Origin of the sequence: Pseudomonas sp. FH4 (assembly GCF_000510915.2) — a bacterium.
Lineage (GTDB): Bacteria > Pseudomonadota > Gammaproteobacteria > Pseudomonadales > Pseudomonadaceae > Aquipseudomonas > Aquipseudomonas brenneri.
Map to the genome: position 1 here is coordinate 79,388 of NZ_AOHN01000001.1, position 23,929 is coordinate 103,316.

The window sequence follows — 23,929 nt, forward strand, 5'->3', positions numbered from 1 at the left end:
GAACATGTCCCAATCGTCTATTTCCGCCGCGTCCTCGGCCAACGCTGCCCGTCGTGGCAGTGCGGTTTCGCGACGTATCCTGATCGGCCTTGGCTGGCTGATCTTCGCCCTGTTCTTGCTGTTGCCACTGTTTATTGTGGTATCCCAGGGCCTCAAGCTCGGCCTCGGCGCATTCTTTGCCGCGATCTTCGAGCCGGACGCGCTGTCGGCATTGAAGCTGACGGTGATTGCGGTGCTGATCTCGGTGCCGCTCAACCTGGTATTCGGGGTCAGTGCGGCCTGGTGCGTGAGCAAGTACTCGTTCCGTGGCAAGAGCATGCTGGTGACCCTGATCGACCTGCCGTTCTCGGTCTCGCCGGTGATCGCCGGTCTGGTCTATGTGCTGATGTTCGGCGCCCAGGGCTTCTTCGGGCCGTGGTTGCAGGATCACGATATCCAGATCGTCTTTGCCTTGCCGGGCATCGTGCTGGCGACCATCTTCGTCACCGTGCCATTCGTGGCCCGCGAGTTGATCCCGCTGATGCAGGAGCAGGGCACCCAGGAAGAAGAAGCCGCGCGTCTGCTGGGCGCCAATGGCTGGCAGATGTTCTGGCATGTCACCGTGCCGAACATCAAGTGGGGCTTGATCTACGGCGTGGTGCTGTGTACTGCGCGGGCAATGGGTGAGTTCGGCGCGGTGTCGGTGGTGTCCGGCCACATTCGCGGCGTGACCAACACTTTGCCGCTGCACGTCGAGATTCTCTACAACGAATACAACCACGTCGCTGCGTTTGCGGTGGCGAGTCTGTTGCTGATCCTGGCGCTCTTCATCCTGCTGCTCAAGCAGTGGAGCGAGAACCGAATTAACCGCCTGCGCGCCGGTGCGGCTGAGGAATAAGTCATGTCGATCGAAGTCCGTAACGTCAGCAAGAACTTCAACGCCTTCAAGGCCCTGGACAGCATCAACCTGGATATCCAGAGTGGCGAGCTGGTGGCCTTGCTGGGCCCCTCCGGCTGCGGCAAGACCACCTTGCTGCGCATCATCGCCGGCCTGGAAACCCCGGACGCCGGCAGTATCGTGTTCCATGGCGAGGACGTGTCCGGTCATGATGTGCGTGATCGCAACGTCGGGTTTGTGTTCCAGCACTACGCGCTGTTCCGCCACATGACCGTATTCGACAACGTCGCATTCGGCCTGCGCATGAAGCCCAAGAACCAGCGCCCGAATGAAACCCAGATCGCGGCCAAGGTCCATGAATTGCTGAACATGGTGCAACTCGATTGGCTGTCGGACCGCTACCCGGAACAACTCTCCGGCGGTCAGCGCCAGCGTATCGCCCTGGCCCGCGCCCTGGCGGTGGAGCCCAAGGTGCTGCTGCTCGACGAACCCTTCGGCGCCCTGGATGCCAAGGTGCGCAAGGAGCTGCGCCGCTGGTTGGCACGCCTGCACGAGGACATCAACCTGACCTCGGTGTTCGTGACCCACGACCAGGAAGAAGCCATGGAAGTCGCCGACCGCATCGTGGTGATGAACAAGGGCGTGATCGAGCAGATCGGCTCACCGGGCGACGTCTACGAAAACCCGGCCAGCGATTTCGTCTACCACTTCCTGGGCGACTCCAACCGCCTGCACCTGGGCGAAGACCAGCACGTGTTGTTCCGCCCGCACGAAGTGTCGCTGTCGCGCCATGAGCTGGAAGATCACCATGCCGCGCAAGTGCGCGACATCCGCCCGCTGGGCGCCACCACGCGGATCACGCTGAAGGTCGAAGGCCAGAGCGAACTGATTGAAGCCGAAGTGGTGAAGGACCACGACAGCCTCACCGGGCTGACGCGGGGCGCGACGTTGTTCTTCAAGCCCAAGGTCTGGCAAAAAGCCTGAGTTTTTGGCCAGCCCCGATCAACTGTGGGGGTGGCTTGTGGGGGAGCTGGCTTGTTGGTGCTGGTGAAAAGGATGTTCCAACCCGTCTGGGACATGTCCGAAGCCATCACCGCCGCCAGTGGCCTGAGTGCTCTTGGTCGGGAGTCTTTAGGGGAGATTTGTAGGTACTTTTTCTTCGCTGTGTGGGCAGCTTCCGAAACTTAAATTCCTCCCGGTTTTATGCCCCGCCAGCTTTTGCGCCTCACCAGTCAGCAGTCGGCGGAGCAGTTCGATGCGCTGAACCTGCACCTGCGTCATGGCTTGGTAACGCCCGGGCAAATGGTGATTGTGCCTGACGAATACGCTGTTGCCTGCACCCTCAATGACGCGTGGTTGATGCGCCATGCACAGGAAATCCGTCGTGCCCTGGAGTTGAATTCCGCGGCAGGGATTGCCGTCATCAATAACTACGATTTATTGCAGAGCCTGTTGGGGTATAGCTCGTTGGGTGTGGGGGCCGGCAGTTCAGGTTGGACGCGGCATCTGGATGAGGTCCGGCATACGCTGGAGGAAGTCGAGCGCCTGCATCAGCAACTCAAGAGTGGGGCCCTGGATCGGGAGGCGTTCATTCGTCAGCGCCAGGGGTTGTTCCAGCGCCTGGACACTCAACTGAAGGGCGCAGCTCGGTTTGGTACGAGCTTGCAGGGCAATACGTCGTTAAAAAAAGTGCTGGGGATATCGACCAAAAGCTATCTGCACAAGAGTGAGATAGCGGGCTATGCGCAGCGAATCCGGAGCATTGCGCAGACGTCGCGGTTCTTGGGCAAGGGCACGTATGTGGGGTTAGCGCTGGATGTGGGCGTGGCGGGGTTGGCGATCAAGGAGGGGTGTATGACGGGGCGAGAGGCGCAGTGTCGGCGGGCGCAGTATGTGGAAGGGGCGAGATTGGTAGGGGGTGTTAGCGGTGCGGCCGGAGGTGGAAAGTTGGGCGCGTATGTTGGGCGATATGTCTGTACGACCGTCTTGGGAGTTGTGACTAAGGGAAAAGGGGGGCTTGTGTGTGGAATTATCGGTGGTATTGCAGGTGGCTCTGCTGGAGGAGATAAATTGGGTACAGCGGCAGCCAAACACGGCGAAATTTTGTACGAAACAATCGAACACTGACTATGACTGATGAGCTTTTTTTCTCTGCCTTGCCCTTGCTTGAATCCCTTGTTCTTGTAGGGCTTTTATTGTTCGTTGAATACACAAAGCTGGAAGAACTGGAGAGTTATTTCAGCGAAAACGAAGTGGTGCAGCGAAACAAACGTTTTTGGTCGAAAAACCGCCACATCGACAAAACGATGCGAATGAGTGTGATCGTCTGTTTCCTGTTTCACCCTGCCAGGTACATCAAGCTTGGCGATGTAAGTCATGAGGAGCTTGCCGCCATTCCATTAGCGCTCAAACGCTGGGTTGTCTGGCCCTGTTACTGGGGTTTTTTCTGGTTGTTTCGCTGCACGGTATCGCTCCTGTGGGATAAATTTCACTGACGCTGCACACTCAAACCACCAAATCCTTACGCTTCACCCGCACCGGCCCCGACCGCTCCTCGATCTGCCGCTTGAGGTCATGCCGCAACCCCGCCAGGAACGCCAGTTCCGCCACCACAAACAGTGGCCCCACGATCAGCCCGGACACGTCATCGACAAAGGCCGGTTTGCGCCCCTCGTAGTAATGGCCGACAAACTGGATCACCCAACCCACCACAAACAGGCCGATACCACTGCTGAGCCACACCAGGGTGCTTTGCGCTGCCAGTACATGCCCGGCCCATACCGACAGGCCCATCAGTACGCTCATCAACATGCCAAGCGCCAGTTCCAGGCGCAGGTAGAACCCGGCGGCAAACACCGCCAGCAACACTGCAGGCGACAGCCACAGGCCGGCCACTTGCGATTCGGGGCGCGACAGCAGTACGGCGACGGCGACGACGATCATGGGGATGCCGATAAAGTGGCTGACGATGTTGCGCGGGTCGCGGTGGTAGGCGGCGTATTGGCTGAGGTGGTCGACGAGGCTTTTCATTGTTATTCCTCCTGTAGGATGCTTGATCATGCCCTGTAGGACTGCGACAAACTGTCAACTGGGCGACAATCTTTGGAGTTCTCATGGACGCAGAGTCTTGGCATGCACGGTTGTCCAGCGGCCACTGGTACCGCCATCTGCCTGCTCCCTTGCAGCATAGCTTGCTGGCCCACGCCCGCGTGCGGCAGTTGGCGGCGGGGCAGGTGCTGTTCAAGCGTGGCGACCCGCCGTGCGGCCTGTACGCGGTGCTGGAGGGCAGCCTGCGCATCAGCGCGGTGAACGAGCAGGGCAAGGAGGCGTTGTTGAGTCTGGCGCAAGCGCCTTTCTGGTTTGGCGAAATCGCCGTGTTCGACGGCCTGCCGCGTACCCACGATGCGTGTGCGGTCGGGCCTTGCACCCTGTTGCAGGTGCCGCAGTCGGCGATGCTGCACTTGCTTGCGCAAAGCCCGGCCTATTGGCGGGACATGGCCTTGCTGATGAGCCAGAAGTTGCGGCTGAGCTTTATCAATATCGAGCAGTTGAGCCTTGCACCCGCGTCGGTGCGGTTGGCCCATCGGTTGTGGATGATTGCCGAGGGGTATGGCGAGATCGATGGCTCGCGGCGTGTGGTGCAGTTGGCGCAGGAGGACTTGGCGGCGATGCTGGGGGTGTCGCGCCAGACGACCAATGCGCTGCTCAAGGAGCTGCAAGGGCAGGGGGTTGTGCGGTTGGGGTATGGCGAGATTGAAATACTTGATGCACCGCGGTTGCGGGAGATGGCGCAGGGTTGACGCGGCGTCTTAAAGGCCGCCTCGCCACAAGTCATTGTTCGCTCTTCGAGTATGGCTGAGCTTTCAAGGATGTTAAAAGGGCGGAACCCTTAGGGTTTATAAATTGCTCTGGCTTCGCCATTTTTATCAACCACGCCTGTAAGTTCGCGAACGATGCTATAGCTCCCTCCATCATCATTGGTTTCTTGATCCGCAATCCGGACTGAAAGTGATTCTCCGGGTGCGTAGCCTACTGTTTTAATAAGAATCCCCACCGCTCCTCCATTACTGGACGTTGTGATTTCGCTGCTGAAATCGCTCGTCATCCACGTGGCAGAGATAATTTTTTTGTTGTCGTTATCAAGTGAAGCCTCCGTGGGTTTCGTGCTTTTTATTGGGTCAGCTGCAGACGCGTTGCTAAAAATGATGATTAATGTGGCTAATAGGCAGCGGGTGATTGTTTGCATAAGTCGGGTCATGGGATTTATTTGTGTTTTATCAGGTAGAGTTCTTCGTTTGCTGAAAACAACGAATACGTTAATGCCGGCATTGTGTAATAGGCGAAATTATTGAGGAGGGTTTCTTTGGGCGGGAACGCTGTACCTTTAAAATCAGAACGTGACAAACTGCCTTTGTTTTTGAATTTAAAAATAACGTCGGCTATTGTGACTTGGTAATACCCTATGCCCTCCCAGGTATAATTCATGCTGCAACCACTGCTGCCAGCATTTTGGGCGCAATATTTGCTGTAAGTCTGCTTTTCAAAGTAGGGAATAGTGATGTTGGAGGGTGGTGTATATCGTCCGAAGCCACGTTCGACGTCTGTGAAGTCTTTAAATAGCGTATTGAAACCGGATAATCGTTTGCCGCTGAAGTCACTCGTCAGTGAGTTGCCGTAGAGGACATACCATTTGCCGGTAGTGTTAAGGTAGTATACTTTTCGGATACGCCTTTTATTTTCGTGGGCGCTGATTTTTTCATAGGTTTCAACATCGTCCAGGCGTGCGCTTTTTTTTGTGATTTCTTTGTAGTACGCATCGACCTGTTCTGTACTCCAAGCCAAGTCCTGGTTGATGGGAGTAAATGGTCTTTTTGTTTTGTCGCCATTTAACGGCCAGGTAGAGTAATAGCTGTTTTCTTTGTTGACCAAAAAAGTGCCGCCAACCAATTGCTCGTCCCCGGTTTTTTTTGCTATCAGGAAGCTTCTTGAAAATTGATGGCTATCAATGATATTGCCAGAGGTATTCAGTTTGTAGAAAGTGTGCTGGCGAGTGTGGTCGTCAACATCTGTGGCAATTTCAATAATGATGTTGTTTGTTGTTTTGTTGAGGCTGTGTTCCACTGTGGAACGTGGTGGGACTTTAAACTTTTCGACGGTATAGTTTTCAAATTCGGTAATTTCATCGATATACTTGTAGTCTGAAAATTCAGTAGGTAATTTTTCTTCGGGAGATAACCGGCCGGACTCGTGGACGCCACAGCTTGTTGTCAGTAGAGCGAAGAATATAGACGTGGCGCCGAGTGAGAGGGTGAAGTTCATAATACGTCCGCCCTGCGTGAAGGGTCTTCTCATTTACAGTGTCCAGCACCTATACCATTACTCAGCTTACTCTGCCAGTTGACTGTTGATCGTAAAATAAAATGTAGGGTTTTCCTGATGACTGTTTCTAGCTGTGTCGAAAGACACCGTTAAGTAGAGACCTGACGACCCTTAGGTCAACGCGCTAAAAAGCAGGACTTTGCGCGATCAAGGTATTTCTCATTAGCAAGCAATAAACGCCAGGGGCAGGTCACGGATCTGTTCACGCAGCGGCGGCTGGTAGTGGTCGTCGCTGATCAGTTCGTGCAGCAGTTCTTCGCGCAGTTGGTGGAAATCAAAGCTGCTGCGCTGGCGCGGATGGGGCAGGGCGATATCCACCACCTGCTTGATCCGTCCGGGCCGGGGCTCCATCACCACCACGCGGTCGGCGAGGAAAATCGCTTCCTCCACATCGTGGGTCACTAGCACTGTGGTGATCTTCGCGCGAGCACGGATCGCCAGCAGCTCATCCTGCATCTGTTGGCGGGTCAGGGCATCGAGGGCGCCGAAGGGCTCGTCCAGCAGCAGGATGCGTGGGCTGGCCACCAGGCCACGGGCAATCGCCACCCGCTGCGCCATGCCGCCAGACAATTGGTGCGGGTAGGCGCGGGTGAAATCGGTAAGGCCCACCAATTCGATAAAGTCCGTGATGCGCTGTTGGCGCTGGGCCTCGCTCAAGGGCTCGTTGACCAGGCCCAGGCCGATGTTTTGCGCGACCGTCAGCCACGGGAACAAACGGTGTTCCTGGAACACGATGCCGCGCTCGCCGCCGATGCCTTCCACGGCCTTCCCATCGACGCGGATCTCGCCACGGAACTGCGTGTCCAGGCCGATCAGCAGGCGCAGCAGCGTGGATTTTCCGCAGCCGCTGGAGCCGACAATCGCGACGAACTCGCCTTCGGCGATATCCAGGTTGAATTCGCGAATGGCTTCCAGCTCGAAGCCATCGACGTCGAAGGTCTTGCCCACATGGTTGAAGCTGACAATAGGTGCAGTCATGCGTGTCTCCAGCGCGTGGCGCGGGTTTCGATGCGTTGGCCGATAAGGTTGAGTGCTGCGCCGGTGAGGCCGACCAGGAGCATGCCGCTCATGATCAGGTCCATGCGCAGCAACTGTTGGGCGCCGATCATCAAACTGCCGATGCCACCGTTGGACGGCATGAAATACTCGGCGCCGATGGTGCCCAGCCAGGCGTAGATCAGGCTCAGGCGCAGCCCGGCGAAAATCCCCGCTGCCGCCCCTGGCAATACCAGGCGACGCAGGCGCAAGGCCAGGCTCAGGCGCAGCACCTGGGCGGCTTCATTGAGCTGTGGCGAGAGGTTCAGCACACTGCGTTGGGTGGCGATAAACAGCGGGAAGAACGCGGCCAGGGCGATAAACACCGACTTGGCCAACTCGCCCAGGCCGAACCAGGCGGTGAGCAGCGGCACCCAGGCAAAAATGGCGATCTGACGCAGGGCCGCCAGGGTCGGGCCGAGCACTCGCTCACTGCGGCGTGACAGGCCCAGCCACAGGCCAAGGGCAAAGCCCAGGCCGCCGCCCAGGAGCAACCCGCTCAAGGTGCGTCCCAGGCTTTTGCCCAGGGCGCTGAGCAGGCTGCCATTGAATACGCCGCTGGCGGTGGTGTGCAACACGGTCCAGGGGCTGACGAGGATATTGGGATCGACCCAGTCCAGGGCGGTCGCCGACTGCCACAGCGCCAACAGGCTCAAGGGCAGCAACCACGGTTGCAGGCGTTGCCAGCCTTGGTAGCGTGGGCCACGACGGATCTGCGCGGTAGCGGGATGGGGCCAATGCACCCACTTGCGATCCAGCCAGCCAATGCCGCGATCCATCACCACGCCCAGCACCCCAATGACCACGATGCACACAAACACGATATCGAGCATGAACAACTGCCGCGCCCAGACCATCAGGTAACCAATACCTTCGCTGGAGGCCAGCAGCTCCACCGCCAGCAGTGAGGTCCAGCCGGCGGCCAGGGCCAGGCGTACCCCGGCCATGAACGCGGGCAATGCAGCGGGCAGGATCAGGCGGTGGATCAACAGATGGCTGGGCAAGCGCAGCACGCGTGCAGCCTCACGCAAACCGGGCTGGGCATCGCGCACGCCGACCAGGGTGTGCAGGGTCACGGGCACCACAATGGCCTTGACCAGCACCACCAGCTTGAGGGTTTCGCCAATCCCGAAGAACACCATGAACAGCGGGATCCAGGCCAGGGTCGGGACTTGCGACAGGGCGCTGAAGGTCGGGAACACCAGGCGCTCGGCACGGGCACTGAAGCCCAGCAGCGCGCCCAGCAACGCCCCGGCCCCGACGCCCGCCAACAGCCCCCAGAACAGACGTTGCAGGCTGATCGCCAAGTGGCTCCACAACTCGCCGCCGGCCAGTTCCACGGCACTGCTCCAGACCAGCGAAGGCGCCGGCAGGATCTGCTCGCTCATCCAGTGATTGCGGCTGGCCAGCCACCACAGGGCAAACAGCGTGAGTGGCAGCAGCCATGGCAGCAGGCGTTCACTCAGGTTCGGCCAATGTGCCCGCCCACCCTTGGCAGGGGCGACGAGCGGCAGGCTCAACAGTGAAATTCGGGCCATGGAAGACCTCCGGTGTCGGCGAGTGCGTTATGTGATTTTGATCTTATAAACAAACAATCAAGATTATTTAGGGATAAGAAAAACCATTTAAAGCCTCTGCCCGACACGCATCCAATGCATTTGGAGAATATTTTCCATGCTGTTGATGCATAACCCTCTGGCGCCGGGGCCGCAGTGCGCATAGATCAAAAAGCTATTAAATTGTGAATTTATAGTATTTAAAGTTTTGACCGCGTTGTGCGTACTTTCTGCTCCCCAGGCCACCGTCGCCCACAGGAGCACACTCTATGAAATTGCCCTTCAAACGCTTGATCACCCTGGTCGCAGGCACAGCGCTCGCTGGGCTGGTACACGCCGCCGACCTCAAGGAAATCCGTATTGCCGTGCCCGACCTGAGTGCCGGCACCCAGAACAGCGGTGGTGGCCTGACGGATGTCCTGAGGAGCCAGCAGATCTTTGAAAAAGCCTTCGCCGATCAGGGCATCAAGATCCAGTGGAATTACTTCAAGGGCGCCGGCCCCGTGATCAATGAAGCCTTCGCCAACGGCCAGGTAGACCTGGCTTACCTGGGCGATCTGGCAGCGATCATCGGCCGTTCCAATGGCCTCGATACCCGTCTGCTGAGCGCCACCGCTCGCGGGGTTAAACAATACCTGGGCGTGGTACCGGGCTCCGGGATCACAACCTTGCAGGACCTGAAGGGCAAGCGCGTGGCGGTGTTTCGCGGCACGGCCACCCAACTGTCCCTCGACGGCGCCCTGGCCAGCCAGGGTTTGAGTGAAAAGGACCTGAAAATTATCAACCTGGACTTCAACGCGGCCGTGGCCGCCCTGGCCGCCAAGCAGATCGATGCGACCTGGGGCGGGTCGAACCTGAGTTCACTACAGGCCAAGGGCCTGGCCGAAATCCCCCTGACCACCAAGGACCTGGGCGGCGCGGGCAGCGTGCAGGCGGTGTTGGTGGGCAGTGGCAAATTTGTCGACGCCCATCCCGAGGTGGTGGCCAAGCTGCTCAAGGCCCAGCAGCAGGCGGTACAGTGGTTGACCGATGACAACAACAAGCAGGCGTATATCGAGTTGGTGTCTGGGCTGGCGAGTTATCCGCCGGTGATTTTGACCAATGATTTGAAGGATCAGAAACTTAGCGAGATTTTCCCGTCGACCCTGGATCCTGTGTTCCTGGGCAAGCTGCAGGATGCGGTGGATCTGGCGTCGAAGGAGCGGCTGATTCGCAAGCCGTTCCAGGTCAGTGATTGGGTGGTGCCGGGGTTGGCGGCGGCTGGGATCTGAAATCTACAGTGCATGAACTGGCCTCATCGCAGGCAAGCCCGCGATGGCGCCTGCTAGACCGCCACATCCACCTCCTGCCGATCCACCGCCACCAACGTCTCGATCATCGCCTTGGCCGCCGGCGACAAACGCGAACCGGTGCGGCTGACTATCCCGCACCGCGCACTCATGGTCTCCATGTTCTGTGGCAGGTTGCGCCAGTGCAGCAGCACCAGTGCGCCCCGGGCGATGTCCTCGGCAAAGGCCTCCTCGGTGCCCACGCCAATGGCGTTGGACTGCAACACGATCTTCACCAGCGCTGGAAAGTGCTCGGTCTGGATGCTCGGTGAGAAATCCATGCGCCCGCTCAGGTTCGCCAGCAGTTTGCGAATGCCCTGGGAGATCAGCGGCGACGCCAGCGGGTAATCGAACATGTCGTTGGTCGAGAGGCTGTCCTTGGCCAGCAGCGGATGCCCCGGCCTGCAGAAGAATACCCCGCGCTTGGCCGTCAGCGCCTGGGTCTGGAAATTCGGATCGGCTTCGAACTGGCGGATGTCGGCGATAAAGAATTCGATCTCTTCCCGGCTCAAGCTGCGGCTCAGCGTTTCCCAGTTATCCACCTGGAAGCGCGTACGGATTTTCGGGTGTGCGTTGACGAATCTCGCCACGGCATCCGGTACCAGTTTCACGGCTGGCGCCGGGCCGCAACCGAAGCGCAGCTCGCCTGCATCGAGCTTGGTCATGCGCGTGACTTCACTGCTCAACAGGGCGGCGCCATGCACCAGGCTCAAGGCATGTTGCAGCACCACCTGGCCTTCCGGGGTGGGGCGCAGATCCTTGTGGCCACGGTCCACCAGCACGCAGCCGAACTCCTGTTCCAGGCCCTGGATGCTGCGGCTGAACGCCGGTTGCGTGATGCCCATGGCGTCGGCCGCGCGGACAAAACTGCGGTGTTCGTTAAGGGCGATGAAGTAGCGCAGTTGGCGAAGATCCATATGCTTTCCCGGCATTTTAAAAATAGGTCGAAGGCATTTGCGACCAGGGGAGCTGAGGTTTTAAATGCAAGCTCTTATTCCGTCAACGAAGCATGTGTTCATTTGCTAGACCTAAATTGCATATGAATAGAGCGTTGGCGCAGCGTCACCCCACCGTAAGCAGACACATGAGGGTCATCCAATGAGCAATGCCGCACTCGCTGTTCAACCCGTCGCCCTGGCGCTGGATATTCACCCGGTTGCTGGGCGTATCGGCGCCGAGATCCGGGGCATCAGACTGTCCGGCGATCTGGATGCCGCCACGGTCGAAGCCATCCAGCACGCGCTGGTGCAGTACAAGGTGATCTTCTTCCGCCAGCAGACCCACCTCGATGACCAGAGCCAGGAAGCCTTCGCCCACTTGCTCGGCGAGCCGATTGCCCACCCCACGGTGCCGGTGCGCGATGGCACGCGTTTTCTGATGGAACTGGACGGCGGGCGCGGCCAGCGTGCCAACTCCTGGCACACCGACGTGACCTTCGTCGATGCGTACCCCAAGGCCTCGATCCTGCGTTCGGTGCTGGCGCCGGCATCGGGTGGCGACACGGTCTGGGCCAACACCGCCAGCGCCTACAACGACTTGACCGCCGAGGTGCGTGCCCTGGCCGACACCCTGTGGGCGGTGCACAGCAACGAATACGACTACGCCGCGCGCAAGCCGGATGTGGCGCCGGAAAAGCTTGAGGAGTACCGCAAGATCTTCACCTCGACGGTATACGAGACCGAGCACCCGGTGGTGCGCGTGCATCCGGTCAGCGGCGAAAAAACCTTGCTGCTGGGGCACTTTGTCAAACGCCTGAAGGGCTATTCGCAGGCCGATTCCGCGCACCTGTTCAACCTGCTGCAAAGCCACGTCACCCGCCTGGAAAACACCGTGCGCTGGCGCTGGAACACCGGTGACGTGGCGATCTGGGACAACCGCGCCACCCAGCATTACGCAGTGGATGACTACGGCACCCAGGAACGCATCGTGCGCCGCGTGACCCTCAAGGGCGATGTGCCGGTGAGCGTGCAGGGGCAGCGCAGCCAGACCACCAAAGGCCTGTAGCCCACCGCAGATCAAATGTGGGAGCGGGCTTGCTCGCTCCCACACAAGCCCGCGTCCCACAGGGGATTTGGGTGTTTACCAGACGCCGATCTGCACCACCTTCTCTGCCTCTGGCTCTCCATAGCGAAACTGTTGACCACGCAGATCAATCTCGGTGTGGCTGATGGTGGTGCGCCGCTTCAAACCCCGCAGCCATTCGAACAGATAGCCCTGATGCATTTCGCGTACCTGGGTATACGCCGGGTCTGCGCCCAAGTCGTGCAATTCCTGCGGGTCGTTTTCCAGGTCGAACAGCTGGGCGCGAAAGCCGTCATACGCCAGGTATTTCCAGCGTTCGCTGCGCACCATGGTCATGCGGCAACGGTCGATGGGTTGCGCCAGGCGCTCGCGGGCCGGGGCCTGGAACGCATAGTCGTATTCAGCGATGGCGTAGCGGCGCCAATCCGTTTCTACGCCATGCAGCAGGGGGATCAATGAACGGCCTTCCAGACGATGCTCGGCGCTCGGCAAGCCCAGGGCCTCAAGGAAGGTCGGCAGGGCGTCGATGGTTTCCACCAGGCGCCTATCCGCCGTGCCCCGGCTGATATCGGCCGCAGCGCGTGGGTCGCGCACGATCAGCGGAATGCCCACTGCCGGCTCCAGCAGAAACTCTTTTTCGCCCAAGTGGTGATCGCCGAGGAAGTCGCCATGGTCGCTGGTAAACACAATCAGCGTGTCATCCCAGCGGCCATTGCTTTGCAGCACATCGAACAGGCGGCCGAGCTGGTCATCGACCTGCTTGATCAGGCCCATATAGGTGGGAATCACCCGCAGCCGCACTTCGTCGCGGGAGAAATTCACGCTCTCCTGGTGTTGGCGAAACGCCTGGTACACCGGGTGATCGCTGGCCTGCCCGGGCTTGGCGCGAATCGGTGCCTGCACCTGATCGACGCCATACAGCGCGTGATACGGCGCGGGCGCGATATAGGGCCAGTGCGGCTTGATGTAGGACAGGTGCAGGCACCAGGGTTGCTCGCCTTGCTCGTGGATAAAGTCGATGGCGCGGTCGGTGGTGTAGACCGTTTCCGAATGCGCCTCGGCTACTCGTGCCGGCAAGTGGGCGTTGCGCATGTGCCAGCCGCTCAGGACTTCCCCGGCTTCGCCGGCTGCGGCGTTGGCCCACTCATGCCAGGGGTTGCTCCCGGCATATCCTTGCTCGCGCAGGTAATGGGTGTAGGACGCGGACTCGCGTTTGTCTGCGAACAGCGGGCTGTCTGGGAAGATCCCGTCATGGCGCAAATACGCCTCGAAACCGACCTCATTGAGGGGCTGCGCTTGTGCGCTGTCGGGGTCGATATCCAGGCGTTGCAAGGCGTCGAGATTGGGCGTGGCGTGGGTCTTGCCCACCAGCGCGGTACGGATGCCATGGGGGCGCAGGTAGTCGCCAATCGTCAGCTCTTCGAGTGGCAACGGCACCGCGTTCCACGCTACCTGATGGCTGCTGACGTAGCGCCCGGTATAGGCCGACATCCGCGACGGCCCGCAAATCGTGCCCTGGGTGTAGGCGCGGCTGAAACGCACGCCAGAAGCGGCCAAGCGGTCGATATTGGGCGTGTGCAGGTGGGCGTGGCCGTAGCAGGAGAGGTAATCGCGACGCAGTTGGTCGCACATGATGTAGAGCACATTGCGTACGTGGGGCATGAGGGTCACCGGATGAGGGGCAGGTGAGGGTTTTCGCTGGTTGCAGGGGGTTGAGGCAAGTGCATTTGGGGAATGGGGTTTATGCAGTGGGTGCATGGCTTGCCTGCGATAGCGGTGGCTCAGACCGCAAAGTTCTCCAGCGAGCACACCTCGTCATCCTGCTCATCCACCTGCTTGATCTGCTCGATCATTGCCTCGGCCAACGGTGACAATCGATACCCGGCGCGGCTGACGATGCCATAGCGGGTGTAGCGCTCCTCCAGGTCCTCGGCCAACCCCTCGATCGTCAACCGCACAAGCTCGCCCCGGGTCAGGTGCAGCGCATCGCTGTTGGCGCTGACGATGCCGATGGCGTCGGAACGCAGCACCACGCCCAGCAGGCTGTAGCCGTTCTCGCACTCGACATTGGGCGTGTAGTCGGGGCGGCCGCTGAGGTCGACGATGACCTTGCGCAGGTTCGGCGGGCGGATGGTCACGGCCAGGGGATAACTCATCAGCTCGGCAGCGCTGACAGTTTCCTGCTGGGCCAACGGGTGGCCGCTGCGGCAGCAGAAGTGCCACTTTCGCGGGCGCAGGCGGTAGGTCTGGTAGTCCGGGTTGGCTTCGAAGTGGCGGGTGTCGGCGACGAAAAACTCGAACTCTTCACTGAGCAGGCGCTTGCCCAGGCTTTGCCAGTCGTCCACCTGGAACTGCACCCGTGCCTTGGGGTAGCGCCCGATAAAACTGCCGATGGCCCGTGGCACCAACCCGGAGGCCGGTGCGGGGCCGCAACCAAAGCGCAGCTCGCCGGCTTCCAGGCCATTGAACTGGCTGATCTCGTTGGCCAACTGCTGGGCACCGCTGACCAGCCGCCGCGCATGTTCAAGCAGCACCTGGCCTTGTTTGGTCGGGGCCAGGTCCTTGCGCCCGCGATCCACCAACTGGCACCCGGCGCTGTGTTCCAGGGCCTGGATGCTGCGGCTGAAGGCCGATTGCGACAGGTTCACCGTGGCCGCGGCGGCGACAAAGCTGCGTTGTTCGGCGAGGGCGATGAAGTGGCGGAGTTGGCGCAGATCGATATGCATTTTTCACATTAAAAATATCGGGGAAATGCATTGGCTATGCATTAGGTCGACTCCTTATAAAGGCTATCTCTTATGCAGTAAAAGCTTGTAAAAACATAAATAAATAACTTTAAAGAATATGTGATTGTGCATATTCCTCGATTCCGGAGCCGCTCATGAGTGTGTCGAAGCCTGCTGTACCGTCCTCTGCCTGGCGGCTCAAGCGCCTACCCCTGGCGTTATTGCTGGCGGGCAGTGCCAGTTGGTCACCGAGCCAGGCGGCTGAAGAGCCAGCACCCGCGAGCAAGGGCGAGAGCGCCAGCGGGCAATTGGAAACGGTCACCGTGACTGCACGCCGACGCACCGAAAGCGCCCAGGACGTGCCCACGCCCATGAGTGTGGTGGGTGGGCAGGCCCTGGAGAGTCAGCGAATTTATCGGATCCAGGATCTGCAACAGCTGGTGCCCAGCGTCAACGTCGCCTACATGCATGCGCGTCAATCCAGCGTGTCGATTCGCGGGCTGGGCAATAACCCGGCCAGTGACGGCCTGGAGGGCAGCGTCGGCCTGTACATCGACAACGTGTACCTCGGGCGCCCGGGCATGGCGGTGTTTGACCTGATGGACATCGAGCAGCTTGAGGTGTTGCGCGGCCCGCAAGGTACGTTGTTCGGCAAGAACACCACGGCCGGGGTCATCAATATCAGCACCCGCGCGCCAAGTTTTACCCCGGAGCGCAGCATCGAAACCTCAGTGGGCGAGGACGGTTACTTCCAGACCAAGGGCACGATTTCCGGGCCGCTCAACGATGAACTGGCCGGGCGTTTTTCCGCCTATCGCACGCGCAGCGATGGCGATATCAAGAACGAATACAACGGTCACGATCTCAATGGTGGTTCACGCCAGGGCTTTCGCGGGCAGTTGCTGTACAAGCCCAACGAGGCATTCAACCTGCGCTGGATCGGCGACTACAACGAAGAAGCTTCCAGCGCCGGCACCCGTGTGTTGTACAGCACCGGGCCGACCATCAATGGCGTCAACCAATATGAGTCCAGGGCGCGGGCGGCCGGGGCGACCCTGGTCAACGGTTCCCACCGCAAGGTCAACCTGGACAACGACCAGCGTGTCACGGTGTTCCAGGGCGGGACGTCCCTTGAGGCCAATTGGACCCTGCCCAGCGACTTCACCCTGACGTCGGTCAGTGCCTATCGCTGGTGGAATTTCACCCCGCGCAACGACGACGGCCTCAACGTGCCGGCGTCCTATAACGCTGGCGTGTCGGTGGAAGATAAGCAGTGGTCCCAGGAGTTCCGGCTGGCGTCACCGACCGGTGGCTTCTTCGATTACGTGCTCGGGGCCTACTACTTCGGCTCTGACTTGGACAATAAATCCTTCGCCTATTACGGGCCCCAGGCTGATATCTGGAACGGCACGCCGACAGGGGCCTTGAGCAATGTCACCAGCATTGGCAATGGGCATATCCGCACCGACAGTTTTGCCTTGTTCGCCCAAGGGACCTGGCACCTGACCGAACGCCTGGATTTCACTGCTGGCCTGCGCGGTACCTATGAAGAAAAAAGCGCCTGGGTCAGCCGCAATGCGCCAGAGGGTGGTGCAACGGTAGCCGGCGCGGCGGCTACCGCACGCCGTGGTCGTGCCGGTGCCTACGATTCCGGTGATCTCAGCCAGTACAGCACCAGCCCCTCCGGTTTACTGAACCTCAGCTACCGTTTCAGCGATGACCTGCTGGGCTATGCGACCTTGTCCCATGGCGAGAAGTCCGGCGGGGTCAACCTGGTGGTGGGCTCTGCACCGACCGCTGGTGCGGACTCACTGTTGATTGGTACCGAGCGTGCCAACAACGCCGAACTGGGTTTTAAAAGCACGCTGTGGGACCGCCGCCTGCAACTCAATGCCAACCTGTTCTGGACCCAGGTCAACGGATATCAGACCAACGCCTACGATGCCGGCAACCGCGTGCAGTACCTGACCAACGCCGGTTCCGTACGCTCCCGTGGGGTCGAGTTGGAAAGCACCCTGGTGCCGATCCGGGGGCTGACGCTGAATATCAATGGCTCGTTCAACGACGTGCGTTACCTGTCGTACAAAGATGCGCCATGCCCACCGGAAGTCAGCCTGCGCCCAGGCGCACCGGCCTCCTGCGACCTCAGCGGGCATCAAGTGGTAGGCGCCTCGAAGTGGATTGCCAACGCCAACGGTGAGTACAAGTGGAACCTGGACAACGGCTTCGAACCCTATGTCACCGCCAGCTATGCCTATCGCTCGAAGGCGGTGGGCACGGTCGAGGATTCGGACTATGGGCAGATTCCCGGTTATGGGCTGGTCAACCTGTCCACGGGTTTGCGTGGCGACTTCCAGCAGGGCCAGTGGGATGTGTCGTTGTGGCTGAAAAACGCCTTCGACAAAACCTACTACACCACCCTGTGGACAGGCGGCAACGGTGGCTATGAAGGGCTGCTGGGCACCCCGCGCACCCTGGGCGTGACCGGGCGCTACGACTTCTAGCCACCGATCACCTGTAGGAGCGAGCTTGCTCGCGAAGAACGCCCAGACAACACGGTTAACCTGATTCTGCGCGTTATCGTTAACGTTTTTCGCGAGCAAGCTCGCTCCTACAAAAATCAGCAAGCCGCTTTCTAGGTGGGGACTGCGGCGGTGCGGTAGGTGGCCGGGCTGAACACCCGGGTGACCACCAGCATCGCAATCACCGTCACGGTCAGCACCACCCAGGCGCTGACAAAACTGCCGGTGAGTTCGCGCAGCCAGCCGGTCATCCATGGCGACACGGCATTGATCAAGAAGCCCACGCCTTGTACGAATGCCGCCAGTTGCCCGGCTTCGCGCGGGTCGCGGCGATGGTCCAGGGTCAGCAGCAGGCTCAGGGCAAAGCACGCCCCCAGGCCGAAGCCGATCAGCGCCACCCACAGGTGTGGGTATTGCAGCGGCGCCAACAGCAGGCCGAGGTAACCCACGGTCTGAGCCAGCAAGCTGATGGTCAGCAAGGGCCGGCGATCGATGCCGCGTTGCGCCAGCGCCGGCATCAACAGCGCGGCAATCACCTGGAAAATCGTCATGAACGCCAGCAGCGAGCCGCTGGGCAGCACGCCCCAACCCAGTTGCTGGTAGTACGCCGGCAGCCACGCCACCATGCTCATATACCCGCAGTTCACCAGGCCGAAATACAGCGCCAGTAACCAGGCGCGGCGATTGCGCAGGCCTTGGAGCGGCGCCGTCACCTGTAGGTTTTTCGCCGCGCCTAACGGCAGCCATGCCCACAGCAACAAAGCGCCGAGCGCCGGCAGCAGCCAGATGCCCAGGCCGGCCTGCCAGTGCTGGAAATGGCTGGCGACCAGCGGGCTGAGCAGCGCCGCCAAACCACCGCCACCCATCAACGAGGCCGAATACACCCCCATCGCCAGCGGCACCCGCTGGTGAAACTGACGCTTGATCATCGCCGGCACCAGCGCCTGGATCAGCGCCACGCCAGCCCCGCCCAGCAGCGCCGTGGCCAGCAATGCGGGCGCCTGTGCCAGCAGCCAGCGTGCCAGGCACGCCAGCAGAATCATCATCAAACCCAGGGCGATCCCGCGTCGTTCGCCCAACTGCGCTTCGACCCGGATGCCCACCAGCGCCACCAACCCCATGCACACCACCGGCAGGCTGGTGAGCAAGGCACTGCTCTGGAAACTCAGGCCGGTAGCCAGGCGGATTTCCCCGAGCAATGGGCTGATCGAGCTGAGAATCGGCCGCAGGTTCAGGCCCAGCACCACCAGCAGGCCCCAGCCGGCGAGGGATTTATTGAGCGTCATGCAAAGCCTTCCAGTGCGCATAAAGCGTTTGCATTGCCGCTTGTGGCAGGTGCTGTACGGGCAGTTTCTGCGCGGCCAGCGGTAGCGCCACTTGCTGGTAAATCGCCGCAGTCGACAGACCGAAAGGCGCCGCCATTTCATTGCTCGCGGCAAACACCACGCGGGACACACCACACAAGTACATTGCCCCCAGGCACATCGGGCACGGCTGGCCGCTGGCGTAGATCACGCACCCCTCAAGGTTGGTGCCGAGGGTTTGGCTGGCCGTACGAATGGCGAGCATCTCGGCGTGGGCGGTAGGGTCCTGGCTGAGGTGAATCTCGTTGACCGCTTCCGCCCGCACTTCACCCTCCTTGACCAGGACTGCGCCAAACGGCCGTCCGCCGCGGGCCACGTTGCCCTGCGCCAGGGCGACGGCACGTTGCAGCCAGGTTTGATCGTGCTGTGGGCTCATTGGGCACCTGCTTCTTTCAGAAGTTTGGCGATGGCAACCTGGCCACGTTTTTGCGCCTGTTGCAGCGGGCTGACGCCGTTGCGATCAGGCAGGTTCACGTCGGCGCCCGCGGCGATCAACAGGGCGACGATCTGCTGGTGCGGCGGCCCGCCGTCCGAAAGCACGATGGCCTCCATCAGGCCGGTCCAGCCCAGGCGGTTGACATGGTTGACGTCGACGCCGGCATCGATCAACAGGCGCACAGTCTGCACGTGCCCACGTTCACATGCTGGAATAAGGGCGGTGCCGCCGTAGCGATTGGTGCTCTTGAGGTCGGCGCCATGGGCCAGGGTCATGGCCAGGATTTCAGTGTGGCCGCTGGCACCGGCCAGCAGGTAAGGGCTGTCTTGCATCAGGTTCTTGCGGTTCACGTCGGCCCCGGCCTCGATCAGGACGCGGGCGATATCGACGCGATTGGCCTCGGTGGCCAGTAACAATGGAGTGCTGCCGTCGATGGCGCGGGCATCCCGATCGGCGCCCTTGGCCAGCAGTTGCTCGACCTGGGGCAACTGCCCGGCGCGTACGGCATCGAGCAGGCTTTTTTCGGCAGCCATAGTGCTACTTGCCACTATCAAACCCAGCGTCAGAACGGCCGTTTTGAAAGGAATACGCCATGCCATGAGAACCTCGTTTCAGTGCAATGAGCAGGAAGTATGGCCACCGGCTGGGGTATTCTGAAATTAAATATAACCATGCCAACCAGTGGCTAATGCGATGGTGATGCCCATGTTCGATCCCGTGCTGTTGCGCAGTTTTATCGCCGTCGTCGATTGCGCGAACTTCACTCGTGCGGCCGAGCGGTTGCACCTGACTCAATCCACGGTCAGCCAGCAGATCCGCCGTCTGGAAGACAGCACCGGATGCCAGTTGCTTGACCGCGACCAGCGCCGGGTGGTGGCGACGGTCGAGGGTGAGCGCTTGCTGGCCTATGCGCGGCGCATCCTGGCGCTCAATGAAGAAGCCGCCGACGTGCTGATCAACCAGCAGAGCGATGGCGTGCTGCGCCTGGGCGTGCCTGAAGACTTCGCCGCCGAGCGCTTGATGCCGTTGCTTTCGGCGTTTGTCGTGGCCTATCCACGGGTGCGCCTGGAGGTCACCAGCGGCCTGGGGCCGGCGCTGCTGCGCCAGTATCGCGGCGGTGAGTTCGATGTGTTGCTGGTCAAGCAGATGGGCGACAGCGACGACTGCCTGGCCGCCTGGCCGGAGCCATTGTGCTGGGTCGACAGCCGCCGCATGCCAGCCCTGGGCCGCGACCCATTGCCGTTGGTGGCGTTCCCGGTGGGCGGCCTGTACCGCAATGAAATGCTCCAGCACCTGGAGGTGGGTGGCTGGCGTTGGCGCATTGGCTATTCCAGTGCGAGCCTGGCCAGTGTGTGTTCGGCGGTGGCGGCGGGGTTGGGCATCAGCCTGTTGCCGGAGCGGGTGGTGCAGGCCGGGCATGTGGTGCTCGGCGCCGACAGCGGTTTACCCGCAGTACAGGGCGTGCGGCTGGCGCTGTATGGGCGCAATGGGATGGGGGCGGCGGGGCAGAGCCTGCAGCGTCAATTGTGGGATTTATGCGAGGCCAACCCGCGCTGAGGCCATGCCCTTGAGGAATATTTTGCATGCCTGCAAAGCATCATGATTTTGCCTCTCGCCGCCAGGCCACGTGGGGCGTGGCTTTAGCGGATCCGATGATTTTTCATATTCCCGTTTGGTCTATGTATAACTTTAAAGATTACTTTAAGAGATAAGCGTCTGCCCCCGATGATTCAGCTCTCGACGGTTGCCCCGCAGGCCCGTCGGTTTTTTCGCTGAAGAAAGCAGGGAGTTAATCAATGGGCAATGTCCAGACCGCCGCCAGTGCACATGAGGCGCAGTGGCGCCAGGCACCGAGTGGTGAGTTGGTCGACCTTGGCCGGCCGCACCGCGCGCCCTTGGGGCAGTTGCGTTTGCAGAAAACCCCCAAGGGGATCTTGAGCCGGCGTGAAGGCATTTTGTTGGGCCTGCTGGCGCTGGCGCTGCATGGCGCGGTGATCTATTGGGTCAGCCAGAAACCGCTGCCGGTGCTGCCGATTGTGCCGCCGGAAATTCCACCGATGACCATCGAGTTTTCCCAGCCGGCGCCGCCGGTGGTGGAGCCGCCACCGCCTGTACCGCCGCCTGCGGTCGTGGAACCACCGCCACCTGTGGTGGATGAGTTGGCGGCCAAGCCGGCGCCACCCAAGCCGATTCCAAAGCCCAAGCCCAAGCCCAAACCGGTGCCCAAGCCCGAACCCAAGCCGGTCGAACAGCCACCTGCGCCGCCTGCGCCGCCTGTGCCTGCACCGCCCGCACCCAAGCCGGCACCCCCTGCGCCCGCGCCGGTAACCCCAGCTTCGGCCAACGCCGCGTACCTGAAGAACCCGGCGCCCGAGTATCCCTCACTGGCCCAGCGCCGTGGTTGGGAAGGCACGGTGTTGCTGCGGGTGCATGTATTGGCCAGCGGCAAGCCCGGTGAAATCCAGGTGCACAAGAGCAGCGGTCGCCAGCAACTCGACGACGCCGCACTGACCGCCGTGAAGCGCTGGAGCTTCGTCCCGGCCAAGCAGGGCGACGTGGCGCAAGACGGCTGGGTCAGCGTGCCCATCGATTTCAAGATTCATTGAGCCTGTGCTCGACACTTTATCGCTTACACCGAGGACCACATCATGACGTTACTGGCATCTCCACTTGAATCCATCGAAAGCGCGGTGATCTGGCTGCTGGTGGTTTTTTCCGTCGCCACCTGGGGCCTGGCCCTGCTCAAGGGCGTGCAGTTCGGCCGCCTCAAGGCTCAGGATCGCAAGTTCCACAAACAGTTCTGGGCGGCGTCGAGCCTGGATTCGGCCGCCGAGCTGAGCGAAACCCACCCCGGCGCTGCCGCTCGTGTGGCCCAGGCCGGTTACGCCGCGATCCAGGTGGGCGATGCACCGCACGCCGCAGACTTGAGCCAGGCGATCAACCATCAGGACCGCCTGGAACGTGCCCTGCGCCAGCAGATCGTGCGTGAACGGCGCTCCCTGGAAACCGGCCTGGCGGTGGTCGCGAGCATCGGCAGTACTTCGCCGTTTATTGGTCTGTTCGGCACGGTGTGGGGGATCATGGAAGCGTTGAAAGGCATCAGCGCCGCCGGCTCCGCCAGCCTCGAAACCGTGGCCGGTCCGATTGGCGCGGCGTTGGTCGCGACTGGTGTGGGGATCGCCGTCGCCGTGCCGGCAGTGCTGGTCTACAACTACTTCCTGCGTCGCCTGAAGCTGACCGCTGCCGACCTGGATGACTTCGCCCATGACTTCTACAGCCTGGCGCAGAAAAATGCGTTCCGCGTGCTGGTCCACCCGGCGCTGCACAAAAACACCGCCCAGGGCAGCGCGCAAAAAGTGAAGGAGGCGTCCTGATATGGCCTTCTCCACCCAAGACAGCGACGAGGTACTGAGTGAGATCAACGTCACGCCCCTGGTGGATGTGATGCTGGTACTGCTGGTGGTGTTTATCGTCACCGCCCCACTGCTGACCAATGCGATCCCGATCAACCTGCCCAAGACCGAAGCCGTGGCCCCGGTGGAGCAGAAAGATCCGCTGGTGGTGAGCATCGACGGCGCCGGCAAAGTGTTTATCAACAAGGATGAAATCCAGCCGGACCTGCTGGAATTCAACCTGCAGGCCGCCAAGGCGAAGGACCCGCAGGTGCGGGTACAGCTGCAGGCTGACGATGGTGTGAATTATGGCGAAGTGGCTCGGGCCATGGCGTCGATTGAGCGAGCGGGGATTACCAAGCTGTCGGTGATTACTGCGCGTTAGTGTCAAAAGCCTCGACAATTTTTTGGCCGTCTCCTTGGCAGGGTGCGGCCTTTTTTTTGCCTGGGATTTAAGTTACGGCACAAAAAATTATGGGAGTGAGCTCATGTGGGAGCGGGCTTGCTCGCGAAGACGTCGGCCCAGCAAGCATTGATGTTGCCTGACCCACTGCTTTCGCGAGCAAGCCCGCCCCCACATTATTTGATCGATGTGGCTGTGTTTTTGGTTATTAATAAATAGCTTCTTATTCCTTAACGAATATATGCCCCATCCCTATACTGGTCAGCAACGTTAAACGCTGCAGGAGGGCACACCCATGCACAGCGAGTTGATCCGTTACCTGATCGTGCCGGGCTGGCAAGGATCGCCAGAAGATCATTGGCAAACCCATTGGCAGAACAGCCTGCCCAACAGCGCTCGCGTGGAGCAGGCCGACTGGCTGACCCCACGCCGCGAAGATTGGGTGGCGGCCTTGGCCGAAGCCATTGCGGCCGACAGCACTCCGGTGATCCTTATCGCCCATAGCCTGGGTTGCATCACCGTGGCGCACTGGGCGGCCAGCGCGCCGTTGCAGTTCCTGCGCCAGGTGCGCGGTGCCTTGCTGGTGGCCCCGGCGGATGTCGAGCGCCCCGCATGTGCGCCGGCATTGCGCAACTTTGCACCGATTCCCCGTGACCTGTTGCCGTTTCCCAGCCAGGTCGTCAGCTCCGACAACGACAGTGCAGTCAGCGCCCCTCGGGCCCTGGAACTGGCGCGTAACTGGGGGGCGGAAGCCGGGATTCTCGCAGGCGCCGGGCATATCAACGTGAAGTCCGGCCACCAGCGCTGGGAGCAGGGTTTCGCCTACCTCTATCGTCTGCAAAACCGTCTGGAGCATCACTCCCGGCGCCGCGCCTAATATCTTTTCAAC

At 60.7% G+C, this 23,929-nt stretch carries 24 protein-coding genes; 13 read left to right on the forward strand and 11 right to left on the reverse strand.

Features of this window, described 5'->3' with window-relative positions:
- Positions 1 to 4 precede the first annotated feature (4 nt).
- The 4 genes from cysW to H097_RS00365 all read left to right on the forward strand — a co-directional run bounded on the left by cysW (position 5) and on the right by H097_RS00365 (position 3,372).
- A complete protein-coding gene (gene cysW / locus H097_RS00350; protein ID WP_029299486.1) occupies positions 5 to 877 on the forward strand; it encodes a sulfate ABC transporter permease subunit CysW in 873 nt (290 codons plus the stop codon).
- Between the two features lie 3 nt (positions 878 to 880).
- Entirely contained in the window at positions 881 to 1,861 is a 981-nt protein-coding gene (locus tag H097_RS00355; protein ID WP_032856533.1) for a sulfate ABC transporter ATP-binding protein, read from the forward strand.
- Positions 1,862 to 2,080: 219 nt separating this feature from the next.
- The gene (locus H097_RS00360) at positions 2,081 to 3,004 is read left to right on the forward strand and encodes a hypothetical protein (RefSeq protein ID WP_050593282.1); all 924 of its coding nucleotides are present in this window, start codon (positions 2,081 to 2,083) and stop codon (positions 3,002 to 3,004) included.
- A 2-nt stretch (positions 3,005 to 3,006) separates the two neighbouring features.
- Positions 3,007 to 3,372: a hypothetical protein gene (locus tag H097_RS00365; RefSeq protein ID WP_032856535.1), complete on the forward strand. Its 366-nt coding sequence runs from the start codon at positions 3,007 to 3,009 to the stop codon at positions 3,370 to 3,372.
- 10 nt (positions 3,373 to 3,382) lie between these two features.
- Here the strand turns inward: H097_RS00365 and H097_RS00370 are convergent, their stop codons facing one another.
- The gene (locus tag H097_RS00370; protein ID WP_032856536.1) at positions 3,383 to 3,907 is read right to left on the reverse strand and encodes an Mpo1-like protein; all 525 of its coding nucleotides are present in this window, start codon (positions 3,905 to 3,907) and stop codon (positions 3,383 to 3,385) included.
- 83 nt (positions 3,908 to 3,990) lie between these two features.
- Between H097_RS00370 and H097_RS00375 the strand changes: the two genes are divergently transcribed.
- On the forward strand, positions 3,991 to 4,677 hold the full coding sequence (locus H097_RS00375) for a Crp/Fnr family transcriptional regulator (RefSeq protein ID WP_032856537.1): 687 nt from the start codon (positions 3,991 to 3,993) through the stop codon (positions 4,675 to 4,677).
- Positions 4,678 to 4,766: 89 nt separating this feature from the next.
- Here the strand turns inward: H097_RS00375 and H097_RS28085 are convergent, their stop codons facing one another.
- The 4 genes from H097_RS28085 to H097_RS00390 form a co-directional block, all read right to left on the reverse strand.
- The gene (locus tag H097_RS28085; RefSeq protein ID WP_139115755.1) at positions 4,767 to 5,123 is read right to left on the reverse strand and encodes a hypothetical protein; all 357 of its coding nucleotides are present in this window, start codon (positions 5,121 to 5,123) and stop codon (positions 4,767 to 4,769) included.
- A gap of 17 nt (positions 5,124 to 5,140) precedes the next feature.
- Positions 5,141 to 6,196, reverse strand: a complete 1,056-nt coding sequence (locus tag H097_RS00380) for a hypothetical protein (protein WP_032856538.1) — start codon at positions 6,194 to 6,196, stop codon at positions 5,141 to 5,143.
- A 222-nt stretch (positions 6,197 to 6,418) separates the two neighbouring features.
- Positions 6,419 to 7,234: an ABC transporter ATP-binding protein gene (locus H097_RS00385; RefSeq protein WP_032856539.1), complete on the reverse strand. Its 816-nt coding sequence runs from the start codon at positions 7,232 to 7,234 to the stop codon at positions 6,419 to 6,421.
- Positions 7,231 to 8,829 carry an ABC transporter permease subunit gene (locus H097_RS00390; protein WP_032856540.1) on the reverse strand — a complete coding sequence of 533 codons (1,599 nt, stop codon included), beginning with the start codon at positions 8,827 to 8,829 and terminating at the stop codon, positions 7,231 to 7,233. Before H097_RS00390 ends, H097_RS00385 begins: the two co-directional genes overlap by 4 nt.
- 287 nt (positions 8,830 to 9,116) lie before the next feature.
- Here H097_RS00390 and H097_RS00395 point away from each other — a divergent pair, with 287 nt between their 5' ends.
- Positions 9,117 to 10,118: an ABC transporter substrate-binding protein gene (locus H097_RS00395; RefSeq protein WP_032856541.1), complete on the forward strand. Its 1,002-nt coding sequence runs from the start codon at positions 9,117 to 9,119 to the stop codon at positions 10,116 to 10,118.
- Positions 10,119 to 10,171: 53 nt separating this feature from the next.
- On the opposite strand, the gene H097_RS00400 is transcribed toward H097_RS00395, so the two are convergent.
- Complete coding sequence (locus tag H097_RS00400; RefSeq protein ID WP_032856542.1) at positions 10,172 to 11,092, reverse strand: LysR family transcriptional regulator; 921 nt, start codon at positions 11,090 to 11,092, stop codon at positions 10,172 to 10,174.
- Positions 11,093 to 11,273: 181 nt separating this feature from the next.
- Between H097_RS00400 and H097_RS00405 the strand changes: the two genes are divergently transcribed.
- Positions 11,274 to 12,179 carry a TauD/TfdA family dioxygenase gene (locus tag H097_RS00405; RefSeq protein ID WP_032856543.1) on the forward strand — a complete coding sequence of 302 codons (906 nt, stop codon included), beginning with the start codon at positions 11,274 to 11,276 and terminating at the stop codon, positions 12,177 to 12,179.
- A gap of 75 nt (positions 12,180 to 12,254) precedes the next feature.
- On the opposite strand, the gene H097_RS00410 is transcribed toward H097_RS00405, so the two are convergent.
- Positions 12,255 to 13,859, reverse strand: a complete 1,605-nt coding sequence (locus tag H097_RS00410; RefSeq protein ID WP_032856544.1) for an alkaline phosphatase family protein — start codon at positions 13,857 to 13,859, stop codon at positions 12,255 to 12,257.
- A gap of 119 nt (positions 13,860 to 13,978) precedes the next feature.
- Positions 13,979 to 14,923 (reverse strand): LysR family transcriptional regulator, encoded by a 945-nt coding sequence (locus H097_RS00415; RefSeq protein WP_032856545.1) that lies wholly within the window; start codon positions 14,921 to 14,923, stop codon positions 13,979 to 13,981.
- A gap of 155 nt (positions 14,924 to 15,078) precedes the next feature.
- Between H097_RS00415 and H097_RS00420 the strand changes: the two genes are divergently transcribed.
- Positions 15,079 to 17,427 carry a TonB-dependent receptor gene (locus H097_RS00420; protein ID WP_032856546.1) on the forward strand — a complete coding sequence of 783 codons (2,349 nt, stop codon included), beginning with the start codon at positions 15,079 to 15,081 and terminating at the stop codon, positions 17,425 to 17,427.
- A gap of 131 nt (positions 17,428 to 17,558) precedes the next feature.
- Here the strand turns inward: H097_RS00420 and H097_RS00425 are convergent, their stop codons facing one another.
- The 3 genes from H097_RS00425 to H097_RS00435 are packed head-to-tail and all read right to left on the reverse strand — an operon-like array spanning position 17,559 to position 19,778.
- Entirely contained in the window at positions 17,559 to 18,731 is a 1,173-nt protein-coding gene (locus tag H097_RS00425; protein WP_032856547.1) for a CynX/NimT family MFS transporter, read from the reverse strand.
- Positions 18,718 to 19,185: a nucleoside deaminase gene (locus H097_RS00430; protein ID WP_032856548.1), complete on the reverse strand. Its 468-nt coding sequence runs from the start codon at positions 19,183 to 19,185 to the stop codon at positions 18,718 to 18,720. Before H097_RS00430 ends, H097_RS00425 begins: the two co-directional genes overlap by 14 nt.
- Positions 19,182 to 19,778, reverse strand: coding sequence for an ankyrin repeat domain-containing protein (locus tag H097_RS00435; protein ID WP_223232736.1), 597 nt, complete (start codon positions 19,776 to 19,778; stop codon positions 19,182 to 19,184). The genes H097_RS00430 and H097_RS00435 overlap by 4 nt, the downstream gene beginning before the upstream one ends.
- 172 nt (positions 19,779 to 19,950) lie before the next feature.
- Between H097_RS00435 and H097_RS00440 the strand changes: the two genes are divergently transcribed.
- The 5 genes from H097_RS00440 to H097_RS00460 all read left to right on the forward strand — a co-directional run bounded on the left by H097_RS00440 (position 19,951) and on the right by H097_RS00460 (position 23,917).
- Positions 19,951 to 20,802, forward strand: a complete 852-nt coding sequence (locus tag H097_RS00440) for a LysR substrate-binding domain-containing protein (protein ID WP_032856619.1) — start codon at positions 19,951 to 19,953, stop codon at positions 20,800 to 20,802.
- 239 nt (positions 20,803 to 21,041) lie between these two features.
- Positions 21,042 to 21,851 (forward strand): energy transducer TonB, encoded by an 810-nt coding sequence (locus H097_RS00445; protein ID WP_032856550.1) that lies wholly within the window; start codon positions 21,042 to 21,044, stop codon positions 21,849 to 21,851.
- Positions 21,852 to 21,893: 42 nt separating this feature from the next.
- Positions 21,894 to 22,619: a MotA/TolQ/ExbB proton channel family protein gene (locus H097_RS00450; RefSeq protein ID WP_032856551.1), complete on the forward strand. Its 726-nt coding sequence runs from the start codon at positions 21,894 to 21,896 to the stop codon at positions 22,617 to 22,619.
- A gap of 1 nt (position 22,620) precedes the next feature.
- Positions 22,621 to 23,022: a biopolymer transporter ExbD gene (locus H097_RS00455; protein WP_032856552.1), complete on the forward strand. Its 402-nt coding sequence runs from the start codon at positions 22,621 to 22,623 to the stop codon at positions 23,020 to 23,022.
- Between the two features lie 313 nt (positions 23,023 to 23,335).
- Positions 23,336 to 23,917, forward strand: coding sequence for an alpha/beta hydrolase (locus tag H097_RS00460; RefSeq protein ID WP_032856553.1), 582 nt, complete (start codon positions 23,336 to 23,338; stop codon positions 23,915 to 23,917).
- The last annotated feature ends 12 nt before the right edge of the window (positions 23,918 to 23,929 follow it).